The sequence below is a fragment of the Limnohabitans sp. TEGF004 genome, from assembly GCF_027924965.1.
GTDB lineage: Bacteria > Pseudomonadota > Gammaproteobacteria > Burkholderiales > Burkholderiaceae_C > Limnohabitans.
In genome coordinates, this window is sequence record NZ_AP027056.1 from 2,155,948 (window position 1) to 2,172,018 (window position 16,071).

The following is a 16,071-nucleotide window of genomic DNA, read 5'->3' on the forward strand; positions in this document are numbered from 1 at the left end:
GCGGATGTGCGGCAACTTGGGTGCCGCGCACACGAATCAATGCTTGATTGGCTGTGCCAAAAAATCACGCCATGCGAGCAACATGGCCTTCACTTCAGGCCAAGTGAATCGCCCATCAGGCTGGTTCCAATACGCCAAGTCATCTGAATCCACATTGCTCTGATTGAACTGCACGCCGTTGATGGCCATGTCCACATTGAAAGCATCGCCATCGACAAACCATTTTTCTCGCGCGCCATCTTCGATTTGCGTCATCGCGTGTAGCACCTCATCGCAGTGCGCCACGTCAGCCATGTCACTGGTCAACCAACTGCACACAAAGCGGTTGAGCGGATGCTGGTGGTCTCCCGTGCCGTCGTCACTCACCCACTCACACGCGGGGTAGTGCACGGGCTGTGCGGCGCTGCCGGGCACAGGCGCTTGTGTTTGGATGAAGCAACGCAGTGACATGGATCAGTGGCGTTTGCTGTACACGGGATACGCCGTGACGCGTGGTTCTAGATAACCTTCCACACGCACACCGCTGGGCGTGAGCGCGCTCCATTTCTCACCACGAATGGTTTTGGTGGGGCTGAACCATGCGGCATTCACCTCGCTCACCACTTGCTCAGCGGTCCAATCTTTGGGGAACATGGTGTTGGGCATGGGGTTGCCGTTGCGATCGGTCTTGGTAATCCACTGGCCTGCACGCTGTGGGTCTGCCATTTGCACTTGGGCGCGGTACACGCCGGTGGCATCAGGGGAAGAAGCACTGCCTTCAATCACGCGCACATCGCCATTGAGCAAGGTGTGGCCGCCTGTGGGCTCACCGGTGCGACGTTTGTAATCTGCACCGATGATGTGTTTGAAATCAATGGGGGAGTTGCTGGCAGGCATGGCCTCTTGAGCCACGGCCACTGACTTGGCTTTTTCATGCGACGCTGTGTTCGATGAACTGTGCGACCCTTTGTAAGAAAAGAACGCCGACAGCGCGACGATCACCAAAGCCAATCCAACACGAATCAATTTATTCACCCATCACCTCACCTTCACGTCGTGGGTCAGCGCCGCTCACCCACACGAATTTTTCATTTCTGTTTTGTTTGACCACGGCTTGCAAGCCGCTGGTCAATGCAAGTTCCCTCACCTCGTGGCCGCGCTCGCGCAAGGCCGCAAGGGTAGCAGGCGCAAAGCGCCCGCCTTCCAACACCAGTGGGCCGCCCACGCTGCCAAAGTTGGGCAACGCAATGGCTTGCTGCGGGCTCAGGCCCCAGTTCAACACGCCCACCAGAGTTTTGGCGGTGAAGTGAATGATCATCGCGCCGCCGGGGCTACCCACACTCATCACCAATTGACCCGTGGCTTTGTCAAACACCAAGGTGGGCGACATGGACGAGCGCGGGCGTTTGTTGGGCTGCACACGGTTGGCCACAAGGCGGCCCTGCGAATCACGCGGGGTAAAGCTGAAATCGGTCAGCTCGTTGTTGAGCAAAAAACCTTTCACCATTTGGCGCGAACCAAACGCGTCTTCGATGGTGGTGGTCATGGCCAACGCGTTGCCGTATCCATCCACGATGCTGATGTGCGAGGTGCCGTACTCAGGCTTCTCCACCATGGGTGCAAAGCTGCTACGTTGCGCACGCACGGGCACACCAGGCAAGGCTTGCGGCATGGCCGTGGGGCGAATGAGTTTGGCGCGCTCGCGCAAATACGCAGGGGCCAGCAAGCTTTGCCATTCGCCGCTGGGGGCCGGCGCAAAGTCGGGGTCGGCCACATACAAGGCACGGTCGGCGAAGGCCAAGCGCGAGGCCTCGGTATACAGATGCAACCAACGCGGGTCGGGTGTGCCATCCACAGCCTCAGTCGGGGGCGACATCAATGATGCGGGTGTGTGCTGCAACATGCCCAGTATTTGGCCAATGGCAATCGCGCCCGAACTGGGCGGTGGAAAACCACACACACGGTACACACGGCTCGCGGCGGCATGGTCAAAACACACAGGTGTGCGTTCTTTGGCTTGGTAGTTGGCCAAGTCGCTCAATGCCAAGCGTCCTGGATTGCTGGGGTGCTGCTGCACTTTGCGCACCACGGCCTCGGCCACCTCGCCGCTGTAAAACGCTTGCACGCCCTCAAGGGCGATGCGTTGCAACACAGCGGCTAACTCTGGGTTGCGCAACACATGGCCGATCGCGTGCGGCTCGCCATTGGCTTGGTAAAAGTAAGCGCGTGCAGATGCGTCTAAACGCAAATACGCATCTGCCTTGAGCTGCGCGTGCAAACGCGGGCTGATGGCAAAGCCTTGATTCGCAAACGCAATGGCAGGCTCAAACAATTTGGCCCACGGCAGTTTGCCGTGTTGGGCATGCGCTTGCGCCAACATGCGCAACACGCCGGGTGTGCCCACCGAGCGACCACCCACCACGGCCGCGTGAAACGCCAGAGGCTGGCCCTCGGCATTGAGCAGCATGTCTTCGGTAGCCGCCGCAGGGGCAGTTTCACGGCCATCAAAGGCTTGCACTTTGGCACTGCTTGCTGCGCCATCACCCGCTGTGCTGTGCAACAAAAAAGCACCGCCACCCAGTCCACTGGATTGCGGCTCGACCAAGCCCAACACCATTTGCACGGCGATGGCGGCATCGACCGCCGAACCGCCTGCTTTCAACATCTCAAAGCCTGCTTGTGTGGCCAAGGGGTTGGCCGCAGCCACTGCAAATTTTTGGGTGACGACATCGGCTTTGCGCGTGAACCCTGTGGCGATTTCGGGTTGCAGTGGTGTGTTGTTGTGGAGCTGCGTGGTGCACGCCCCCAACAACACCACCACCACAACGCAGCAGTGCGAACGAGTCGAAGTGCCCATGTCAAGAAAGAAACGCTTGCGAGATGATTCAGCCCGACATGCGTGAGGCACACGCTCATCCATCATTTCTTAAATACTCTGTTGTGCAGCCGTCGCATCGACAGCCACACCAACAAGCCTACAAACGGCAAAGCGCAAGCGGCTGTCAGGTCAGGTGAGAACGGCCAACCCACCTTCTCGGCGCCCTTGGCCAAGTAGCTCACCAAGCCCGTGAAGTAATAGGTGATCGCCGCCACGGACAAACCCTCCACCGTGGACTGCATTTTGAGTTGCAAGTCTTGGCGTTGGTTCATGGTGGTGAGCAAGGCTTGGCTGCTTTGTTGTTGTTCAAAGTCGACCCGTGTGCGCAACAAGTTACTCATGCGTGAGACGCGTTCAGACAATGCGTTTTGACGGCGCGACGCCCAGTCACAGGTGCTGCGTGCAGGCGACAAACGACGCTCCATGAATTCAGCAATGGTTTGCATGCCGGGCATGCGCGACTCGGCAATGTCACGGATGCGGCGGTCCACCAACTCAAAGTAAGCGCGCGTGGCCGAGAAGCGTGAATGCGTGCTGGCGTATTGGCCTTCCACTTCGCCGGCCAAACGCGTGAGACGGTCCAACAACCCTGCTTCGTCGGCACTTTTAGCATTGCGAATGGCGTTGGCCATGGCAGCCAGCTCGCGCTCGGCATCGGCGAGCGCCTGCGAAGCCTCTCGGGCTGCGGGAACACCCAGCAAGGCGGCCATGCGGTAGGTCTCAATCTCCAACAGTTGCTGGACTAAACGACCTTGACGACGCGGCGTGAGCGAGCCTGTCAACAACACAATGCGTGAGTAGCCATCGGGGTGCAACTGAAAATCGGTGTACACCTCGCCGTGCCCTTCGGCCACGGTGGAAGCAACCAAGGTGTCCTCATGCAGCACCTTGGGCATGTCTGTGTGAATGTCCAAGGTAGACGACGGCACAAGCCACACATGCAAACGCGCCAAGCACTCACCAGGCAACTGGGTCAACCATTTTTGGGGGACAGCTTGCACAGCTGTCATGGGCTCTGCCTGCGCAAACACATCCGAGCTCACAGGGCGCATGAAGGTCCATGACACAAACTCGGTGTGCAGCTCCCAACGTAGGCGAAACGAGCCCAGATCCATGCGCACATGGTTGGTCTGCGCATCAGGCGCGGGTAAATGGTGATCGTGCAGCAACTGCGCCAAGTGGTCGCGACTCGCTTGCGCACTGGCACGGTCCACCCACATGACCACGCGCGAAATCACCTGCGGTGCCTGCATGGGCTCTGGGGGACGTGCGTGCACTTCGTTGTGCAGGGCCAGTCGTTGGGGGTGGTCGATCATTGATCACTTTCAAAAACGCATTGAACGGCCAATATAAACGAAGCTCAAGCTTGCCCCAACGAAAAACGGCACCCGAAGGTGCCGTTTGAAGGTGAAACAGTTTGAACTGAATTACTCTTCCACGAAGGCTTCTTCGCGTTTGGACTTGATGGAGGGCAGCAGCACGATCACCAAGAGCAAGGCCGCCGCCGCCAACAAACCAGCTGACAAGGGACGTGTACCGAACACAGTCCAGTCACCACGTGACAGCAACAAGGCGCGACGCAGGTTTTCTTCCATCATCGGCCCTAGGATGAAGCCGAGCAACAAAGGCGCAGGCTCTACGCCCAACTTCATGAAGAGGTAACCAATCAAGCCAAAGCCAGCCACCATCCAGATGTCGAAGGTGTTGTTGTTGGTCGAGTACACACCGATCGCACAGAACAGCACGATGGCAGGGAACAAGAAGCGGTAAGGCACAGACAACAACTTGATCCACATGCCGATCAAAGGCAAGTTCAAGATCACAAGCATCAAGTTACCAATCCACATCGAGGCAATCAGACCCCAGAACAACTCGGGGTTGCTGGTCATCACCTGTGGGCCGGGTTGGATGTTGTGAATGGTCATCGCACCCACCATCAAAGCCATCACGGCGTTGGGTGGAATACCCAAGGTGAGCAAGGGAATGAACGAGGTTTGTGCACCTGCGTTGTTAGCCGCTTCAGGCGCAGCCACACCGCGGATGTTGCCTTGACCGAAGGGCACTTCACCAGGTTGAAGTTTGGTTTTCTTTTCGATCGTGTAAGCGGCAAACGCAGCCAACAACGCACCGCCACCAGGCAACACACCGAGCATCGAACCCAAGGCAGTGCCACGAAGCACCGCAGGCATCATGTTCTTGAAGTCTTCCTTGGTGGGGAACAAACCTTCCACCTTGGCAGTGAACACTTCGCGGTCTTCTTCGGGGCGCGACAAGTTCGAGATGATCTCGCCGTAACCGAACACGCCCATCGCCACCACCACGAAGCCCACACCGTCGGTGAGTTCAGGAATGTCAAAGCTGAAACGTGCCACGCCAGAGTTGACGTCGGTACCGATCAAGCCCATCAAAAGACCCAACACGATCATGGCAATCGCTTTGAGCAAAGAGCCCGAAGCCAACACCACCGCGCCGACCAAGCCCAAGATCATGAGCGAGAAATATTCGGCAGGGCCGAACTTGAACGCGAGTTCGGTCAAAGGAGGCGCGAAGGCAGCCAAGATCAACGTACCCACAGAACCGGCGAAGAACGAACCCAAGCCAGCAGCCGCCAAAGCGGGGCCTGCACGGCCTTTGCGGGCCATTTGGTAGCCGTCAATGGTGGTCACCACCGACGACGATTCACCAGGCAAGTTCACCAAAATCGCAGTGGTTGAACCACCGTATTGGGCGCCGTAATAAATACCGGCCAACATGATCAGCGCCGACACGGGGGGCAGCGCATAGGTGGCAGGCAACAACATGGCGATGGTCGCCACTGGGCCAATGCCTGGCAACACGCCAATCAGCGTGCCCAAGATACAACCGATCAAGGCATACATGAGGTTGATGGGCGTGAACGCCACACCAAAACCTAGTGAGAGGTTTGCAATCAAATCCATTTTTTATTTCTCCCGGCTCAACCAGTGATGAAGGTGGGCCACACAGGCATCTGCAATTTCAGCAGCACGATGAAAGCCAAGTAGCTACCAGCTGACAAGATGGTGGCCAAGATGAGCACGTCTTTCAAGACAAATGAATCACCTGCTTTGCTGGCAATCAACACCAAGGCGTAGATCGCAGCAATCAAACCCATCGCTGGAATGCCAAAGCTGGGCAAGCCAGCCAACAAAATGCCAAACACAACGTTGGAACCCAAGATGTAAACAATGGGCTTCCACGCAAAAGCACCTACGGGCTCACCGTCTTCGGTGTGTTCCACCAACGAATAAAACGTGATGAAGGCACCCAACACGGCCAAAAAAATGCCGAGTAACAAGGGAAAGTAGCCAGGCCCCATGCGAGCGCCGGTACCGATGTTGTAGTTGGTTGCGCCCCAAGCGAAACCAGCACCGACCAATGTAAACATCAGGCCGGAGAAAAAGTCTTTTTGACTTTTGATCATTTCTTCTCCTCTATTCAAAAGCAAATATGCAATGAATTATGGAGTTGCAGAGGGGCCTAATCCGATGTGGGTTCCACCTATTTTTGAAGAAGAAAAATCAGGGGTAAACCCTTGCCTCATAAGGCTTTGAGAGGCTTGAACACACGCAGCCACTTGGTCGCTGGCAGCGGCCAACGCGCCTGAATCGCCTCGGCACGTGCCATCAATTCGGCGCGTTTGGGGCTGCTAGGTGTGCGTTGCGCCAGCACCACCGTGTTGCCCTCGCGCGTGGGCTTGAAGGCCCACAGTGCATCGGCCCCAAATGCAGCCGCCATCTTCTCCACGCTCTGCGCAAAGCTGGAGCTGCGGCCAAATAGGTTGACCGTCATGCAACCCTCATCGGTCAGCAAGCTACGGCAATCGGCATAAAACTCAGCACTGTCAAGCACGGGTGACGCGGCTTCGTGGTCGTACAAGTCGACTTGCAGTGCATCGATCTGGCCGCGCCAGTGGTCGTGCTTGGCCACCTCAGCAGCGTCGCCCAACACCACTTGCAGCTTGGCGCTGTCGGCGGGCAGCTTGAACCATAAGCGGCACGCAGCCACAACTTGGGGGTTGAGTTCAATGGCCGTTGTTTTCATGCGCAGGTATTTGAACGAAAACTTGGTGAGCGATGCAGCACCTAGCCCCAACTGCATGGCGTGCAGCTTGCCCACTTTGTCGATGTCCACAAACAAGAGCCACGCCATCATGCGTTGCACGTATTCAAGGTCGATGTCAAAAGGTTTGTCGATGTTCATCGAACCTTGCACCCACGGCGTGCCGAGGTGCAGGTAGCGGGTGTCGCCGTAGTCAGAGAAATTGACTTCGGGGAGTTGGATTTTTTTCTTGGTTGCCATTGCGTTGCTTATGCTTATGTTTTTGTTTTTTATCCAGCCATGCCTTCGACCACAAAGCGCACGCGCTTGTTGCCCTGCCACTCATCTGCCTCTAGACGGAACGCCAAATGTGCCAGCGGCGGCAAGGGGTCCACGCGGCCAAACCAAATGCCATCCACAGGCTGGCCGTGGTGGCGCAGTTTGAGGGCCAAATGTTTTTCACCCACCAAGCGTTGGCCCAACACTTCGACCTCTTCACTGAACGTGGGCGGCGCAAAGCCTTGGCCCCACACTTCGCGAGCCAGTGTGTCGGCCAGCTCGGGGCGGCGGTATTCGGGCAGCAGTGGGCCATCGGTTTCTAAGCGGCGTTGCAAGGTGGCTTCGTCGAGCCACTCTTGTGCGACTTGTTGCAAGGCTTCTTCAAAGGTGGCGAGGTTGTCTTCTTCCAAGGTGCAACCTGCAGCCATGGCGTGACCGCCAAAGCGCAGCAACACACCGGGGTGGCGTTTGGCCACGAGGTCGAGTGCATCGCGCAAATGAAAACCGGGGATGGAGCGGCCTGAGCCTTTGAGCTCGTGCCCCTTGCCCGCGGCTTGACTGGGCGCAAACACAAACGTGGGGCGGTGGTGCAAGTCTTTGAGCTTGGCCGCCACGATGCCCACCACGCCTTCATGGAAGTCGGGGTCGAACACACACAGGGCTGAGGGCGGCTCTTCTTCGGGGTCAAACATTTCTTGCGCCAGCTCTAAAGCTTGCTCGCGCATGTCGCCTTCAATCTCGCGACGCTCGCGGTTGATGCGGTCAAGCTGCGTGGCCAGCTCGGTGGCTCGGCCCACGTCATCGGTGGTGAGGCATTCAATACCCAGCGTCATGTCAGACAAACGACCGGCGGCATTGATGCGCGGCCCCACTGCAAAACCAAAATCTTGTGAGATGCATTTCTCGCTGGTGCGGCCGGCCGCTGCAAACAACGCGGTCATGCCCGCAGGCATTTGACCTTTGCGCACACGCGCCAAACCTTGGGCTACCAGACGGCGGTTGTTGGCATCGAGCTTCACCACATCGGCCACGGTGCCCAGCGCAACAAGTGGCAACAAGGTGTCTAGTTTTGGCTGTTGTTCTGCCGTGAACACACCGCGCTTGCGCAGCTCCGCACGCAAAACGAGCAACACATAAAACATCACACCCACACCGGCGAGGGCTTTGCTTTCGAACGTGCAACCGGGTTGGTTGGGGTTCACGATCGCATCAGCCTCGGGCAAGACCGCCGCAGGCAAATGGTGGTCGGTGACGAGCACTTGCAAACCCAACTTACGAGCCGTGGCCACGCCCTCGACACTGGCAATGCCGTTGTCCACGGTGATCAGCACATCTGCGCCGCTGGCTTTGACGCGTTCGGCAATGGGTGGCGTAAGGCCATAGCCATCGACCACACGGTCGGGCACGATGTAGCTCACGTGTTTGGCGCCCAACAAGCGCAAACCGCGCAGAGCCACAGCACAAGCAGTTGCGCCGTCACAGTCGTAGTCCGCCACGATGCACAGTTTTTTATTGGCAGCCATCGCATCGGCCAGCAGCACGGCGGCGGCTTCAATGCCTTTCAAACCAGAGGGCGGCAACAGGTGCGCCAACGAGGCGTCGAGCGTGGCCGCATCTTGAATGCCGCGTGCGGCATACAGGCGCGCCAACAGCGGATGCACGCCCGCTTGCTCCAGCGCCCAAATGCTGCGCGGTGGCATGTCGCGTGGGATGAATTGCATGGGCTTAGTCTTTCAAGGGCGCAACGGCCAACACGGTGTCTAAAGAAGTAGGAGCGAAGCGCGTACGCACGCGTTGCCACAGCGATGGCGCGGCGCTGTCGTACACATGAAACTCATGCTCGCCGCACAACACCAAACGCTGCGGTTCGCCTGCGGCCACACGCGCCAGCATGGGTGCGATGACGTGGGCATCGACGTGTTGCCACGCGTCCAGCCAACCAATAAGGTCTTGCTGCAACGCGCTTTGACGCAGGGTGTGAATGACAGCGGGCTCTTGTTGTACAGGCTGGTTCGCTGCGGCCACGCTGCCACCCGTTGAATCGTTAGGCAAAGCGCCTGTGCCGTGCACCCAAAACGAGTTGATGGTCAAACTGCGGCCGTCATTGACGGGATGGGTGTAAAGCAACATTTGCATTTCGTTTTGCAAACGACGCAGCAGTTTGGCAGCGGGGCTGAGCAACTCCGCCGAGGTGTGGCTGCCAACGAGCCACGGGTCGATGTTGCGACCAATCACACGGTCTAGCGAAGCAGTGGGCAAGTCAGCCAACAGTGGCGATTGCGCCAGCCACAGGCCTGGCTTATAGGGATGCAAGGCAATGCCGTCTTCGGCAAAAAAACTGTGCATGGCTTTGAACAGCGTAGCGTCTGTGGCGTCGTCAATTTGCAAATACGCGGGGTCGCCCAGCGTGACTTGGCCATTGCTCACGTGCCAGTTGCACAGGGTGATGAAGGCCCAGCCAGATGGCGATGCGGTAGGCGCAACACTGGCGTGAGTGTCTTGTCCATCCAGCGCAGCCGCCGCTCGCGCAGCCCATGGCAAACACCCATCCTGCGTTGGCCACCCAGCGGCGATCGCCCAAGCGCGTTCATGCGGCGGCGACAGTGTGGCGAGCAAAGGCTCTTGCACTTGATCTACTTGCACATCCACACGTCGAGCCTGCGCCAGCCACGCACGCAAATTCGGCAGCTCAGCTTTGGCCAACACCGAGGCCTCGGGGCCGTGGGCAATCCACAGCGAGAAGGGAATCAGGGTTGTGTCGCGCGCGGCGTTGGGTGGCACAGAGGTCAGCACAGAAGTCATAACCTCGATTGTCCGTGATGCCGCCAACCGGTTTAAAAAGGCATGCTTTTCACTACGGGATAATCCAGCCCACATGCAAACCACTTCTTCCAAACTCCCCTACGAACTGCTGATTGGCTGGCGCTACACACGCGCTGGCAAAGTCGCAGGCCGCAACGGTTTTATTTCGTTCATCTCGGGCGTGTCTATGCTGGGCATTGCGCTGGGTGTGGCGGCGCTCATCATCGTGCTCAGTGTGATGAACGGTTTTCAAAAGGAAGTGCGTGACCGCATGCTGGCCGTGGTGTCACACATTGAGCTGCTCGCGCCTGGTGGCGAAGGCTTTGCGGATGTGAATGCGCTCATCACCCAAGCCAAACAAAACACCGAAGTCGTGGCCGCAGCCCCCTTCGTGTCGCAACAAGCCCTGATGGCGCGTGGCGAAGACATGCGCGGCGCCATAGTGCGCGGCATTGACCCCGAGCCCGAAACACAGGTGAGCGACTTCACCTTGCAAATTCCGCCCGAGGTACGCGCCACTTTGCAGCCCGGCAGCTTCAACGTGGTGTTAGGCGGCGAGCTGGCCATGGCTATGGGCGTGCGCGTGGGCGACCAAATTACCCTCATCGCACCGGGCGGACAAGTCACCCCAGCGGGTGTGATGCCGCGCTTGAAGCAGTTGCACGTGTCTGGCATTTTTGATTCGGGCCATTACGAATACGACGCGTCTTTGGCGCTGCTCCACATTGACGACACACAGCGCATCTTCCGCCTCGAAGCGCCCACGGGCGTGCGCTTAAAAATCAAAGACAGCCAGCAAGCCCGCAGCGTGGCCTATGACTTGGCCATGCAACTCGGCCCGGACGTGATCGTGCGCGATTGGACACGCCAAAACCGCACGTGGTTTGCTGCAGTGCAAGTGGAAAAACGCATGATGTTCATCATCCTCACGCTCATCGTGGCGGTGGCGGCGTTCAACCTCGTCACCACGCTGGTGATGACGGTGACCGACAAACGCGCGGACATTGCCATCTTGCGCACACTGGGTGCAAGCCCCAAAAGCATCATGGCCATCTTTGTGGTGCAAGGCGCAACGGTAGGCGTGTTGGGCACATTGGGTGGTTTGCTGCTAGGCCTGAGCGTGGCCTTCAACATTGATGTCATCGTGCCTGCCATTGAAAACCTGTTGGGCGCCAGCTTCTTGCCACGCGATATTTACCTCATCAGCCGCATGCCGAGCGACCCGCAAGCGGGCGACATTTGGCCGATTGCCATCATCTCTTTGGTACTGGCCTTCTTAGCTACGATTTACCCCAGTTGGCGCGCCAGCCGCGTGAACCCTGCTCAAGCCTTGCGCTACGAATGAGGCTTGCTATGACAAACCACACACCTGTTCTCACCGCCAACAACATCAGCCGCCGCTTCACCGAAGGGTCGCTGGATGTGACCGTGCTGCAAAACGTTGATCTGTCAGTCAACCCTGGCGAAACACTGGCCATCGTCGGCTCATCCGGCTCGGGCAAAAGCACCTTGCTGCATGTGTTGGGTGGCTTGGACGAGCCAAGCACTGGCTCTGTGTCTTTGATGGGCCAACCCTTGGCTGGCTTAAGTGCCGCCGCCTTGGGCGACTTGCGCAACCAACACTTGGGCTTTGTGTATCAGTTCCACCACCTGTTACCTGAGTTCAGCGCACTCGACAACGTGGCCATGCCCCTGTGGATTCGCCGCATGGACCGCGCCGCTGCCAGCGCCCAAGCGCAGGCCATGCTCGAAGCCGTGGGCCTTGGCCCCCGCATGCACCACCGCCCTGCCGAGTTGTCAGGCGGTGAACGCCAACGTGTGGCGATTGCCCGTGCTTTGGTGACACGCCCTGCTTGCGTGCTGGCCGATGAACCCACCGGCAACTTGGACCGCAACACCGCAGACAACGTGTTTGCCCTCATGCTGCAACTGGCCCGCGAGCACAACACCGCCTTTGTGCTGGTGACACATGACATCGCCTTGGCGGCGCGCTGCGACCGCCAGCTGCACTTGAGTGCAGGCGTGTGCAACCCAGCTAACGCACGGCAGGCGCTTCAAGCGTTCAACGAAGGTCTGCTAATTTAGCCGCTGAACAAACGGCCTCGCGCGTTTTGCGTGATCGCCGCCACACACGGGTGCGAAATGCGGCGCTCCACCGACACCGCAAAAAACTCTTCCACCAACTCATCGCTGCGGCCCATCACCTCTACCCCGTAATGGGCCACGGTCTCGTCTTCCAAAATGCCGGGCGACATGAACACCCCCCGCCCCTCGCGGCCAAACGCCGTCATCAGCGCGCCATCGTCAAACTCACCCACCACGCGCGGTTGAATTTTGTGGCGGACCAGCCAACCGTCCAATTGCTGCCGTACTGAGGACGATGAGCCTTGAATCAACATGGGCGCGTCATGCAAACACTGCGGAAACTTGCCTTTCAAAGTGGCGCGCAACGCTGGCGTGCAAAAAAAACTCATGGGCGTGGTGCCCAACTCGTGGTTAAACGCTTTCACGCTGATGCGCTTAGACAGCGGCTCATCGGCAATCACCAAATCGAGCCGGTGCAACGCCAGCTGCGCCAGTAGGTCTGGAAACTTGCCTTCGCTGCCAATCAAGCGCACCGGCTCGGCTATAGACAAAGCGGGCTCAAGCAGCCGGTAGGCCACTGACTTGGCCACTGAATCAGCCACGCCCACCCGAAACTCCAACGTCCTCACGCCCGCTTGGGTGTTGGCCATGGCGGCTTTCAGCTCGGAGCCCAAGGCAAAAATATCGTCGGCATAACTCAACGCCTTGCGCCCGTCTTCGGTCAGCTCCAGCTGGCGACCGCTTTTGCGAAACAGCTTGCGACCCAAGCTTTCTTCGAGCAACTTGATTTGCCCAGACAGGGTTTGTGGCGTGGTGTGCAACTGCTCACCCGCGCGCATGATGCCGCCCGCACGGGCTGTGACCCAAAAATAATACAAGTGCTTGAAATTCATAGACCCCATTAAACTTCGTTTTTTTCGAATAAATAAAACAATAAATACGAATTTACACGAAGTGTTTTTGTGTTTAAAGTCCCCCTCAGCTGACAGACGTCAGCACCAGAACCGATAGGAGGATTCCATGCGTTTGAGTACCAAGAGCCGTTTTGCCGTCACCGCCATGATTGACATGGGTTTGCGCCAGCACCAAGGCCCTGTGTCATTGGCCGCCATCAGCCAGCGCCAGCACATCTCGATCTCCTACCTCGAACAAATCTTCAGCAAGATGCGTCAGCACGGGCTGGTGGAAAGCACGCGCGGCCCCGGCGGCGGCTATACCCTTAACCGTGATGCCAACCACATCAGCGTGGCCGACATCATTTATGCGGTCAACAGCCCCGACGAGAAAGAGCAGCTGCCTGCCGATGCCGAGCAAAACGGCTATGTGTCGGCCGAAGAGCTGTGGTCCACGCTGAATCAAAAAATGGATGACCACATGCAGTCCATCAGCTTGCACAGCCTCATTGCGGCTCAGCTGTCCAAAGGCGGCAGCGTACCCAGCAATAACTCACCTAAACGTGGTGTGTTTGCGCAAAAACCAGCAGCATCGGCTTTACCCAAAGTGCCTAACTCAGTCTTTGCGCTGGGCAATGCCTAAGGCCAGCCAGCCTGGCCTTGGCACTGATTCATGTGGATCGACACGCACGCGCACTTAGACGCTGCCGAGTTTGAGCCCGACCGAGCTACCGTGCATCTGCGAGCACGCGCGGCGGGCGTGACCATGTGTGTGATTCCCGCCGTTGAAGTAGCCAACTTTGACACCGTGCGCTTGCTGGCCCACGCCCAGCAAGACGCTTATGCCTTGGGCATTCACCCGCTCTACACCCCCCAAGCCACCGAGGCGCATGTGGCACAACTCGATGCGGCGCTGCACACCCACCGCCACGACCCACGTTTGGTGGCCGTGGGTGAAATTGGCCTCGATGGTTTTGTGCCTGAGCTCAACATCCCCGAAGCACTGGCCCAGCAGCAACGCTTTTACAAAGCCCAACTCAAGCTCGCGCAGCAACACCAGCTGCCCGTCATCTTGCATGTGCGCCGCAGTGCCGACCTGCTGCTGAAAGGGTTGCGCGACACGCCGGTGGTGGGCGGCATAGCCCATGCGTTCAATGGCAGCGTGCAACAAGCACAAGCCTTCATCGCCTTGGGCTTCAAGCTCGGCTTTGGCGGCGCACTGACCTATGACCGCGCCTTGCAACTGCGCCGCTTGGCCACCGAGCTGCCGCTCTCAGCCATCGTGCTCGAAACCGATGCACCCGACATTCCCCCGCATTGGCTGTACACCACCGCCGAGCAACGCACTGCAGGCCAACCCCAAGGCCGCAACGAACCCGCCGAGCTGCCGCGCATCGCCCAAGTGCTGGCCGAGCTGCGCGGCATTCCCTTAGAAGCGCTGGCCGCTGCCACCAGCGCCAATGCGCGAGAAGCCTTGCCACGCCTACAATGAAGGCGTGACTTCCTCCATCCTCAACGCTGACCTGCACTGCCACTCCGTGGTCTCGGATGGCACGCTCACACCTGAGCAGTTAGCTGCTCGTGCCAAAGCCAATGGTGTCGAGTTATGGGCCTTGACCGACCACGACGAAGTGGGCGGCCAAGACCGCGCACTCGCTGCAGCGCAGGCCGCTGGTATGAAGTACCTGACAGGCGTGGAAATCTCCATCACCTTCGCCAACAAAACCGTGCACATCGTGGGCCTCGGTTTTGACGCGCATGACGAGCAGCTCCAAAAAGGCCTACTCCAAACACGCGGTGGTCGCAGCGAGCGTGCCAAAGAAATGTCAGAAGGCCTAGCCAAAGTTGGCATTCACGGCGCGTACGAAGGCGCCCTGAAATACGCAGGCAACCATGAGCTGATTTCTCGCACCCACTTTGCCCGCTTCCTCGTAGAAACGGGCGCATGCCAAGACACCAACGAAGTTTTTCGCCGCTTCTTGACCGAAGGCAACCCCGGCTTTGTGCCGCACCGTTGGGCCTCGCTCAAAGACGCGGTGCAGTGGATTGTTCAGGCCAGAGGCATGGCGGTCATCGCCCACCCTGCGCGCTATGGCTTCACGCCCAACGAAGAGTTTGCGCTGTTCACTGAATTCAAAAACCACGGCGGCCAAGGCGTGGAAGTGGTCACGGGCAGTCACTCGGTAGCTGAATATGTGACCTATGCCGACATGGCCAAAGAGTTTGATTTATTTGCCTCGCGCGGCAGCGATTTCCATAGTCCCTCGGAGAGTCGCATTGACCTAGGCACACTACCTTGGCTACCCGGCCAACTCACCCCTGTGTGGGAAGCCCTGGCTGACCGCATTCAATAAGCGCATTCCCTTCACAACTCAGTGGTGCTGGCCACCACACTTGCTCACTTTTCGGCTTACCCGCTCATGGCTCAGTTTCTTCAAGTCCACCCTGATAACCCACAACCCCGCTTGCTCAAACAAGCCGTGCAACTGCTGGAGCGCGGCGGCATCGTGGCCGTGCCGACAGATTCAAGCTACGCCCTGGTCTGCCACTTGGACGACAAAGCTGCAGTCGAGCACATGCGCCGAATTCGCCAAGTGGATGACAAGCACCACCTCACCTTGATGTGCCGCGACTTGTCTGAACTGGCCAACTACGCCCGCGTGGACAACCGCCAATACCGCCTGCTCAAAGCGGCCACACCTGGGGCCTACACCTTCATCTTGGAAGCCACCAAAGAAGTGCCTCGCCGCGTCAGCCACCCACAGCGCAAAACCATTGGCCTGCGCGTGCCGCTGAACAAAACACTGCTCGACTTGCTCGAACTTCACGGCGCGCCGCTGCTAGCCACCACGCTCATCCCCCCCGGCGAGACCGAACCGATGAACGATGCCGAAGAAATTCGCGACCGTTTTGAGCACGACCTTGCCGCCGTGATTGATGCAGGAGCCTGTGCACTCGAACCCACCACCGTGGTGGACCTCACCCCCATGGACGGCGGCGGGGACCCCGAGGTCATCCGCGAAGGACGCGGCCCACTGAGCACTTTGGGCCTGTAAGCCGCTCCGCAGCTAGACCCAAAGTGTTGAATGCGACAAT

General features: G+C 58.5%; 16 protein-coding genes. 6 read left to right on the forward strand and 10 right to left on the reverse strand.

The genetic code is table 11. The features are described from left to right. Positions 1–36: 36 nt before the first annotated feature. From LINBF2_RS10525 to LINBF2_RS10565, 9 genes are all read right to left on the reverse strand, one after another. Positions 37–450: a hypothetical protein gene (locus LINBF2_RS10525; RefSeq protein ID WP_281888730.1), complete on the reverse strand. Its 414-nt coding sequence runs from the start codon at positions 448–450 to the stop codon at positions 37–39. A gap of 3 nt (positions 451–453) precedes the next feature. Further along, a complete protein-coding gene (locus LINBF2_RS10530; protein WP_281888732.1) occupies positions 454–1,014 on the reverse strand; it encodes an EndoU domain-containing protein in 561 nt (186 codons plus the stop codon). Further along, positions 1,007–2,836 (reverse strand): gamma-glutamyltransferase family protein, encoded by a 1,830-nt coding sequence (locus LINBF2_RS10535; protein ID WP_281888734.1) that lies wholly within the window; start codon positions 2,834–2,836, stop codon positions 1,007–1,009. The genes LINBF2_RS10530 and LINBF2_RS10535 overlap by 8 nt, the downstream gene beginning before the upstream one ends. Before the next feature lie 62 nt (positions 2,837–2,898). Continuing rightward, the gene (locus LINBF2_RS10540; RefSeq protein ID WP_281888736.1) at positions 2,899–4,173 is read right to left on the reverse strand and encodes a DUF3422 domain-containing protein; all 1,275 of its coding nucleotides are present in this window, start codon (positions 4,171–4,173) and stop codon (positions 2,899–2,901) included. 111 nt (positions 4,174–4,284) lie between these two features. Beyond that, positions 4,285–5,796 carry a tripartite tricarboxylate transporter permease gene (locus LINBF2_RS10545; RefSeq protein ID WP_281888738.1) on the reverse strand — a complete coding sequence of 504 codons (1,512 nt, stop codon included), beginning with the start codon at positions 5,794–5,796 and terminating at the stop codon, positions 4,285–4,287. A gap of 17 nt (positions 5,797–5,813) precedes the next feature. Further along, the gene (locus LINBF2_RS10550) at positions 5,814–6,299 is read right to left on the reverse strand and encodes a tripartite tricarboxylate transporter TctB family protein (protein ID WP_281888740.1); all 486 of its coding nucleotides are present in this window, start codon (positions 6,297–6,299) and stop codon (positions 5,814–5,816) included. A gap of 116 nt (positions 6,300–6,415) precedes the next feature. Further along, entirely contained in the window at positions 6,416–7,177 is a 762-nt protein-coding gene (locus LINBF2_RS10555) for a spermidine synthase (protein ID WP_281888742.1), read from the reverse strand. 29 nt (positions 7,178–7,206) lie between these two features. Continuing rightward, the gene (gene recJ / locus LINBF2_RS10560; protein ID WP_281888743.1) at positions 7,207–8,916 is read right to left on the reverse strand and encodes a single-stranded-DNA-specific exonuclease RecJ; all 1,710 of its coding nucleotides are present in this window, start codon (positions 8,914–8,916) and stop codon (positions 7,207–7,209) included. A gap of 4 nt (positions 8,917–8,920) precedes the next feature. Next, a complete protein-coding gene (locus LINBF2_RS10565) occupies positions 8,921–9,997 on the reverse strand; it encodes a hypothetical protein (protein ID WP_281888745.1) in 1,077 nt (358 codons plus the stop codon). A 73-nt stretch (positions 9,998–10,070) separates the two neighbouring features. Here LINBF2_RS10565 and LINBF2_RS10570 point away from each other — a divergent pair, with 73 nt between their 5' ends. Together LINBF2_RS10570 and lolD are read left to right on the forward strand one after the other, a co-directional pair. Beyond that, entirely contained in the window at positions 10,071–11,342 is a 1,272-nt protein-coding gene (locus LINBF2_RS10570) for a lipoprotein-releasing ABC transporter permease subunit (RefSeq protein WP_281888747.1), read from the forward strand. Beyond that, positions 11,339–12,082 (forward strand): lipoprotein-releasing ABC transporter ATP-binding protein LolD, encoded by a 744-nt coding sequence (gene lolD, locus LINBF2_RS10575; protein WP_281888749.1) that lies wholly within the window; start codon positions 11,339–11,341, stop codon positions 12,080–12,082. Before LINBF2_RS10570 ends, lolD begins: the two co-directional genes overlap by 4 nt. Here lolD and nhaR read toward each other — a convergent pair. Then, positions 12,079–12,975, reverse strand: a complete 897-nt coding sequence (gene nhaR / locus LINBF2_RS10580) for a transcriptional activator NhaR (RefSeq protein WP_104801249.1) — start codon at positions 12,973–12,975, stop codon at positions 12,079–12,081. The two genes, lolD and nhaR, sit on opposite strands and share 4 nt — an antisense overlap. Before the next feature lie 127 nt (positions 12,976–13,102). Between nhaR and LINBF2_RS10585 the strand changes: the two genes are divergently transcribed. The 4 genes from LINBF2_RS10585 to LINBF2_RS10600 all read left to right on the forward strand — a co-directional run bounded on the left by LINBF2_RS10585 (position 13,103) and on the right by LINBF2_RS10600 (position 16,031). Beyond that, positions 13,103–13,618 (forward strand): Rrf2 family transcriptional regulator, encoded by a 516-nt coding sequence (locus LINBF2_RS10585; RefSeq protein ID WP_281888752.1) that lies wholly within the window; start codon positions 13,103–13,105, stop codon positions 13,616–13,618. Positions 13,619–13,648: 30 nt separating this feature from the next. Continuing rightward, positions 13,649–14,467: a TatD family hydrolase gene (locus tag LINBF2_RS10590; protein ID WP_281888754.1), complete on the forward strand. Its 819-nt coding sequence runs from the start codon at positions 13,649–13,651 to the stop codon at positions 14,465–14,467. Between the two features lie 4 nt (positions 14,468–14,471). Then, on the forward strand, positions 14,472–15,329 hold the full coding sequence (locus LINBF2_RS10595) for a 3',5'-nucleoside bisphosphate phosphatase (protein ID WP_281888756.1): 858 nt from the start codon (positions 14,472–14,474) through the stop codon (positions 15,327–15,329). Positions 15,330–15,395: 66 nt separating this feature from the next. Continuing rightward, positions 15,396–16,031 (forward strand): L-threonylcarbamoyladenylate synthase, encoded by a 636-nt coding sequence (locus LINBF2_RS10600; RefSeq protein ID WP_281888758.1) that lies wholly within the window; start codon positions 15,396–15,398, stop codon positions 16,029–16,031. Positions 16,032–16,071: the final 40 nt, after the last annotated feature.

Coding starts and splice junctions, on each gene's coding strand:
- LINBF2_RS10565 (WP_281888745.1), bottom strand. CDS start 9,997: ATGACTTCTGTGCTGACCTCTGTGCCACCCAACGCCGCGCGCGACACA.
- LINBF2_RS10585 (WP_281888752.1), top strand. CDS start 13,103: ATGCGTTTGAGTACCAAGAGCCGTTTTGCCGTCACCGCCATGATTGAC.
- LINBF2_RS10545 (WP_281888738.1), bottom strand. CDS start 5,796: ATGGATTTGATTGCAAACCTCTCACTAGGTTTTGGTGTGGCGTTCACG.
- LINBF2_RS10555 (WP_281888742.1), bottom strand. CDS start 7,177: ATGGCAACCAAGAAAAAAATCCAACTCCCCGAAGTCAATTTCTCTGAC.
- lolD (WP_281888749.1), top strand. CDS start 11,339: ATGAGGCTTGCTATGACAAACCACACACCTGTTCTCACCGCCAACAAC.
- LINBF2_RS10590 (WP_281888754.1), top strand. CDS start 13,649: ATGTGGATCGACACGCACGCGCACTTAGACGCTGCCGAGTTTGAGCCC.
- recJ (WP_281888743.1), bottom strand. CDS start 8,916: ATGCAATTCATCCCACGCGACATGCCACCGCGCAGCATTTGGGCGCTG.
- LINBF2_RS10535 (WP_281888734.1), bottom strand. CDS start 2,836: ATGGGCACTTCGACTCGTTCGCACTGCTGCGTTGTGGTGGTGGTGTTG.
- LINBF2_RS10525 (WP_281888730.1), bottom strand. CDS start 450: ATGTCACTGCGTTGCTTCATCCAAACACAAGCGCCTGTGCCCGGCAGC.
- nhaR (WP_104801249.1), bottom strand. CDS start 12,975: ATGAATTTCAAGCACTTGTATTATTTTTGGGTCACAGCCCGTGCGGGC.
- LINBF2_RS10540 (WP_281888736.1), bottom strand. CDS start 4,173: ATGATCGACCACCCCCAACGACTGGCCCTGCACAACGAAGTGCACGCA.
- LINBF2_RS10600 (WP_281888758.1), top strand. CDS start 15,396: ATGGCTCAGTTTCTTCAAGTCCACCCTGATAACCCACAACCCCGCTTG.
- LINBF2_RS10570 (WP_281888747.1), top strand. CDS start 10,071: ATGCAAACCACTTCTTCCAAACTCCCCTACGAACTGCTGATTGGCTGG.
- LINBF2_RS10550 (WP_281888740.1), bottom strand. CDS start 6,299: ATGATCAAAAGTCAAAAAGACTTTTTCTCCGGCCTGATGTTTACATTG.